The organism is Bacillus sp. ISL-46 (genome assembly GCF_018613205.1).
Window position 1 is genome coordinate 1 of the sequence record NZ_JAGGQR010000029.1, and the last position, 6275, is coordinate 6275.

Genomic DNA, 6275 nt, shown 5'->3' on the forward strand with positions numbered 1-6275 from the left:
ATGCTAACCTGCTTCGTTAGTTTAAGAACAACTTCTAATGAATTTGGACCTATGTTAAAATATCCATCTAAAAATAGTGATAATACCAATTAATGTAAAGGAAAAAGTTAATATTAAAATAGAGATACATCCAATGGTTACTAACTTATCACCTAATGTTTCAGTAGGTTCTTCCACTAATTTTTCTTTAACTTTATCCTTAATAGGAGAGTACCCCTGATTTAATTGCAATTTTTGTATTATTTCAGGATTTCCTTTAAATTTTAAAGCTGTTGATATTCTAGATGGATCATTCCCCTCAGATTTTTCGAACGCGGCACACGCTTTTACCATTTCGGGGGTCTTATTCTCTTCTAGATACCAATATCGACCGGCCATTGATGGATATTTTAATAAAAAATAAATATCTCCTAATTTTCTACGAAGCTCTAATTCATTAGGGTTAGTGGAAATTAATCCGTGAAGTCTATCTCTCGCTTTTCCTAAATCATCATTTTTAATGTCCTCTTCTATCTTCTTTAAAGTTTTAGCAGGTATCCTTCCTATAGCAGTCTCCCTCCTTAATTTATATTGGATTTTTATTAAAAAACCAACTTCGTTAGCTTTATAAAGAAAAATAGCCGCAACAGCAGCATAGTAATATAACTCTAGCACCCTTTAGTTAAATAAGGACACATCAGTTTATCATTTATTCTTCTTCTCTAATTCTAATTGATTAACGATGGAAGATACTAATGTATCCAAGGGATTAATAATAGTCTTAGATGTCTTATATTCAACTTGCTTGGATGCATCGACCATAGATAATTGAGCAACGGAGATAACTTTCTTTTCATCTTTAATGATTTGATTTAAGAACTTGGAAATTTCTTGATTGTATTCTTGTTTTAGTCCTTGCATTATCAATTCAAAAGTATTGTTAATAACAATAACCTCTAAATCTAAAGGTATTTGATGGTTATTAGCATAATGTTTAAGTCGTTCCACTGTACCTTTAACAGTTGCAGGATTTGTAAATAGAATTGTATGAGGTTGCTGTATATTGCAGATGTAATCAAAGTAAGGTTCATCAATTTTTATAATTGGTACTGATATTGAGAGTTGGTCTTCCTGTAAAATTGCAATATAGTTTGTGCAAGTAATAAGGATAGCATCAACTTTACATTGGTCAATCCATTCTATTTGCTCTTTAACTTTTTTTTGAGCATCTAATTCTTGGAAATTTTCATCAGATGTAACTAGATACATTAATGCTGGGTCAACAAAATGTATTAATTCAATGTCAAATGGGGAAAGTGCATTTTCTATATATTCTATATTCGAATAATGGGCGTGTAAGCATCCTAATCTTTTTCTCAATTCTCATTCCACCTCTAATATACTTCTGATTATTCTATCAGTGTGTGAATCGAAATGTCTATGAAAATTAAGGTAAATTTGCACGTCGCTCGATGAAAAAGAAGAAAGTTGATTTTCATGGTAGTTCAGCAAGCGGTTTTTTTACACTCTTTTGGAATGGTTTTAATAAAAACCTTTTTTATCGTAAGCAAAGGACGCTCTTCTTCTAACATACTCGGATTCATCGATTAAAAAATGATTAAGGAGAACTTTTATCTCTTGGTTATTCTCATTTATTTTTCCTAGCCCATATGCTATTTGCCATCTTGTATCGTGATCTGGAAAAGATACTGTTTGTTTCGCAATGGATAATAATTGTTTTGGATTTTCTATCAAAGTATCAATAATTATTTCAGATTCATTGTCACTCGCTACAATATATAGAAATTCATTTAGCAGGACTAAACTGCATTTTTCGACAGAAGTATCCTTTATTAGCTTTTTAACAAGTGATATATTCTGTCCCAATGTAGGTATTCAGTTTCCCATTCACCCAAGGATTTATCTGCTGTTCTTGCCCAATTCCTAAATATTTCAATTTCTAAAAGTAATTCACTCATTGTAGGTTCTCACTCCTTATAAGGCAGTTAAGTTTTGGTAAGCAGAAATATATCTTAACAACCATTTTTCTCGCGGATAAAGGAGCTTAATTCATATCCATAAATAGAATTCGATAGGCACTTCAAATAATCCTTGTTTAACTAACCCCGTTACTTGAAGAAAAAAAATGCATTACTCCCTTATTGAAGCAAAGCATCCGTTAGCTGAAGAAGCGATAAATTTTTAAAATAGCCCATATTATAATTAAACCCCAAATCAATACTATTATTGAACCGACTATCCAATTCTTCGGCTTACCGTTTTTCATCATTTCTTCTGCCTTAACTTCACAGTCAGATATTACAACCTTTGGTATCATCTTTAACGCAATCATTATCCCTAATGGAACGAGAATTACATCGTCTAAGTAGCCAAGAATGGGTATGAAATCGGGTATTAGGTCAATCGGACTGAAAGCATAAGCCACAACACAAGCAGTAAACAATTTAGCATACCAAGGTACTCTTTCATCTTTACAAGCACAGTAAAGAATAAATATTTGTCGTTTTAAATTCCTTGCCCAAGCCTTAATTTTCTTAAACATTTTATCTCCTAATAAGAGTTAAGATTTTATTCCATTATAACTAAGAAGATTTACAACGGATTTTGTTTGTTTCACTAACCTGCTTACGTTAGTTGCATAAGGAAAAAGCGATACCCTTGTTGAAGTATCGCACCCTTTAGTTGAATAATCTCTTTTTATTTTCATAAATGTATTGAAATCCATATAAGAAAAAAGCCTTGTAAAAGAAGTATAGGAAGAATTGAAATGCATTAAGTCGAACTAATTTAAATAATTTTATCTTTGCAAATAAATTTTTAGCTAAAAATGTAAAAATTAATTGGAAAAGAGCATTTAGCAAGATAAACTTTTTGAAATTTCCGTATGTCCATTTTAATGTCCATAAAGCCACCGCCAACATTGGACCTATTAAAAAAGGAAATTCATTATGAAAAAAGGAATGTGGGTTATTATAAAAAGACCACCATCTACGTTTCTTTCCAATCGGAACATCAATACAATTTATTATAAACACAAAGATAAAGGCTGGAAAAAATCTCTTTATACTTCGCCTTTCCAAAAAAGAAACTGTAATCCATGAGAGTAATACCATTGCAATATTAAATAACCACTTATTTTTCATTGACATATTAATACCCCATTATCTAAAAGGAATCATTTAACTTATTATATCTCCTTCGTTATTTAACTATCCTGCCCGTTAGCCATCCATGCAGCGGAAAAATCGTCGCTGCACCACAGAGAATGAAAATTGGTCTCCGATAATGTTTTAATAGCTGGCGAAGAAGGTCGTTGAACTATGGTGCCTTTGAGCCCATCCGTTAGTCTGACTCCGACGACCACGGTGTACCACCGACTGTCGCGCCCTATATGGGTAGCACTCATGGGAGATTAATCCTTTTCTGGTCGTCGCGCTAGCCTCTACTTAATTTGCTTTGATTGGATCCAAGCCCCTTCTTCAAATTTGGTAATACTGAATATAATGACTACAAAGAATGTTACTACGGCACCTATTCCATTAATAATTGCTTTTGTTTGCCATCCCTGTGATTTATCACTACGCCACTTTATGACAAGACTTACTTGTGCCATCGTAAAGGATAAGAAAACACCAATCGCATAAAGGGGAATTAATGCCTCAGTTCTCCCACCAAAAACAATGAGTAAAAAACTCGCTAAAATGCCTAGTGTAATTATTCCGTAGTTATAGGCTAAACGGTCACCCCTATTGGCAAACATTCGGGGCATATTTTTATCTTGTGCCATTAGAGAACCTAAAATTGGAAAACCATTAAAGGCTGTATTGGCAGCGAGTATTAATATTGCCATGGTCGCAAACTGAATAATATAATAAAATATTCCACGCCCAAAGGCATCCTCCGCCACCATAGAAAGAACCGTTTTAGTTCCTGTTGGATCAGGGTGAATATCATAAGCTCTTGAAATAATCGTTACTCCACCAAAAATAATTGATAATAACACCCCTAATGTAACCATGGTTCTTTTCGCATTTCTTTGAGCTGGGTTTCGAAAGTAGGGCACAGCATTGGAAATAGCTTCAACTCCCGTTACAGCCGAACACCCCGAAGAGAATGCTTTTAACAAAACCATGTCAGGCTTGCTGGTAATTCTGTAGGAATTGTAACATGGTGAGTTGCCTAACTTGCACCAGTTAACCAGTCAAATAAACCTTTTCCTACCAGGGTTAACAAGCAAAAAATAAATATGTAAGTTGGAAATGCAAATAGGCTACCCGATTCTGATAATCCTCTAAGATTCATCCATTCCATAAACCAGATAAAAAATATTCCAATTGGAACGATATATGGCAAAGCAGAATGATATGCAGAAGTAATTGCCAGTACACCTGCCGATATGGATACTGCAACAGTTAACGTGTAGTCAATAAGCAATGAAACTCCAGCTAAACGCCCCCAAACCATTCCTAACTTTTCTTATTCAACTATCCTGCACGTTAGTGGAACAACGAAAAAAAGGCTGCCGAAACAGCGAAATCGTTCTTGAGCTAAAGCACCCGTTACTTTAAGTACAATCATTCACAATATGCTTCGTTAATCAAACCCAAAAAAGATGATGCCTTGTTAAAGCATCGCCCCCTTTAGTTTAACATGCATGCTATTCTAGTTTACAAACCTCTTGTAATAAACCAATAAAATAAAAAGCAAGATAGGATTAATAATTGCTGAATATCCTAAATCCCACCATCCGTAATGAAAATATCCCCAAGGTTCGGGCAATAGGGTGATGGATTCATAGGTTAACAAACATACTTCCCAATAGATAAAATAACGTATTTGTTTAATTAAGGATCTTATAAAAGGATACCAATTCAAAAACATCATATTTACAGGTGGAAGTAACATAGTATTGGCTGGTAATGCTGCCCAATCCACATTTTTTGTAAAATACCAGTATGCATGATATTTCAAATCTATGTAAGCATCAAAAGACATTTGAAATGCAATTGTATATGACCAGATATGGGCAATTTGTTTTGCCGATAAATTCTTATTAGTTTTGAAAGCAAGCACATTAAATATGATAATTGCGATAAAAAGTCCAATCATTATTATTTTTCCTTTTTCTTCTTACAATATCCTTATTAAGTAACTATCATACTCAAGGTCTTATTAACCTAAACCTGACCGTTAGTCGAATAAGAAATAGGCTGCTTTTTTGCAGCCAGTTCTTTAAGGAAAGCACCCGTTAGCCATCCATGAATCGCTAAAAACCAGCTCTTCACCACAAAGAATGAAAATGGTTAGGAAGTGCCAATACTGATACTGACCTTAATCCAGTCAACCCAATCCATAGGCTTATTAATTTAAAGCTCTCCTCTTTTTTTAACGATTGAGCAGGGTCTTCTTAAGTATTGTCACTTTTCATTCTTGAAGAAACTTATTTTCATGGTTGTTCAGTAAGAAATTTCTAATTTTTATCCTTAAAAATCATCTTAGCAAATACTGCACCAACAATAGTTGTTATGCCTGCGAAAATACCCGCATAAATTTGTTTATTCCATTCTATAAAAGAACTTGCAACGGTAACTATTGTGGCAACAAACGCAGATGTAAATATGATTTGTGGTTTATTTAATTTCATTTTTAATTTCCCCATTCCTGTACTATCCTGCCCCTTTAGTTGAACAAGAAAAAAGACTGCCAAAATGACAGCCGAGTTCTTAAACTCTTGCCCCCGTTAGCTTAACAAGGCTTTTTACTCTTCATCAAAGTCATCAACTTCTTCTGAAATTAGAATAATAAACTGCTGTAAACTAGGTGCATATTCATCTAATTCTGTTGTTTCGTGATTCCACAGATAAATGGTATTTCCCATTTTCCCTTTTATTTTTTTAAAGCACAGTTTATCTCCCGAACCATCATCACCAATTGCAATAAGGTCTTCAGACATTCTTTCGTCTCTTACTTCTTCCTTATTTTGTCTAACAACATCATCCCAAGTCTTTTTAGCATTTTTGGGGGTTTTAATAGGAAAGAGAATCCATTCACCGATTTCGGGATTATTTACTAACTTAAAAAGTTCTTTGTACTGTTCGGGAAAAATCGCTCCTAACTTTTCCTCTGTCAACTTTATATCCGATTCATCAACACCAGGTTTCTTTGTTTCGATTAAGTATCTTACATTCTGCATTAGATAAAACTCCTTCACCATAAATCTTTCATTTTTATTAATTCAATAACAAATTACACACTTCCTTCTTCATGACAGATAG

At 33.7% G+C, this 6275-nt stretch carries 10 protein-coding genes; all 10 read right to left on the reverse strand.

Annotated elements, in window-relative coordinates; genetic code table 11:
- Nucleotides 1–54: 54 nt before the first annotated feature.
- Nucleotides 55–546: a DUF6584 family protein gene (locus J7E67_RS16470; RefSeq protein ID WP_214718804.1), complete on the reverse strand. Its 492-nt coding sequence runs from the start codon at nucleotides 544–546 to the stop codon at nucleotides 55–57.
- Nucleotides 547–684: 138 nt separating this feature from the next.
- Nucleotides 685–1359 carry a hypothetical protein gene (locus J7E67_RS16475; protein WP_214718788.1) on the reverse strand — a complete coding sequence of 225 codons (675 nt, stop codon included), beginning with the start codon at nucleotides 1357–1359 and terminating at the stop codon, nucleotides 685–687.
- A gap of 162 nt (nucleotides 1360–1521) precedes the next feature.
- Nucleotides 1522–1866, reverse strand: a complete 345-nt coding sequence (locus J7E67_RS16480) for a HEAT repeat domain-containing protein (RefSeq protein ID WP_214718791.1) — start codon at nucleotides 1864–1866, stop codon at nucleotides 1522–1524.
- Nucleotides 1867–2158: 292 nt separating this feature from the next.
- Nucleotides 2159–2542 (reverse strand): YkvA family protein, encoded by a 384-nt coding sequence (locus tag J7E67_RS16485; RefSeq protein WP_214718793.1) that lies wholly within the window; start codon nucleotides 2540–2542, stop codon nucleotides 2159–2161.
- Nucleotides 2543–2678: 136 nt separating this feature from the next.
- Nucleotides 2679–3149 carry a hypothetical protein gene (locus tag J7E67_RS16490; protein ID WP_214718795.1) on the reverse strand — a complete coding sequence of 157 codons (471 nt, stop codon included), beginning with the start codon at nucleotides 3147–3149 and terminating at the stop codon, nucleotides 2679–2681.
- 293 nt (nucleotides 3150–3442) lie between these two features.
- Nucleotides 3443–4132 (reverse strand): APC family permease, encoded by a 690-nt coding sequence (locus J7E67_RS16495; protein WP_214718797.1) that lies wholly within the window; start codon nucleotides 4130–4132, stop codon nucleotides 3443–3445.
- Between the two features lie 47 nt (nucleotides 4133–4179).
- Nucleotides 4180–4464, reverse strand: a complete 285-nt coding sequence (locus J7E67_RS16500) for a hypothetical protein (protein ID WP_214718799.1) — start codon at nucleotides 4462–4464, stop codon at nucleotides 4180–4182.
- A 198-nt stretch (nucleotides 4465–4662) separates the two neighbouring features.
- Nucleotides 4663–5109, reverse strand: a complete 447-nt coding sequence (locus tag J7E67_RS16505; RefSeq protein WP_214732390.1) for a hypothetical protein — start codon at nucleotides 5107–5109, stop codon at nucleotides 4663–4665.
- Between the two features lie 361 nt (nucleotides 5110–5470).
- Nucleotides 5471–5644 carry a hypothetical protein gene (locus tag J7E67_RS16510; protein ID WP_214732391.1) on the reverse strand — a complete coding sequence of 58 codons (174 nt, stop codon included), beginning with the start codon at nucleotides 5642–5644 and terminating at the stop codon, nucleotides 5471–5473.
- Nucleotides 5645–5758: 114 nt separating this feature from the next.
- Nucleotides 5759–6193 (reverse strand): SMI1/KNR4 family protein, encoded by a 435-nt coding sequence (locus tag J7E67_RS16515; protein WP_214718802.1) that lies wholly within the window; start codon nucleotides 6191–6193, stop codon nucleotides 5759–5761.
- Between the last annotated feature and the right edge of the window lie 82 nt (nucleotides 6194–6275).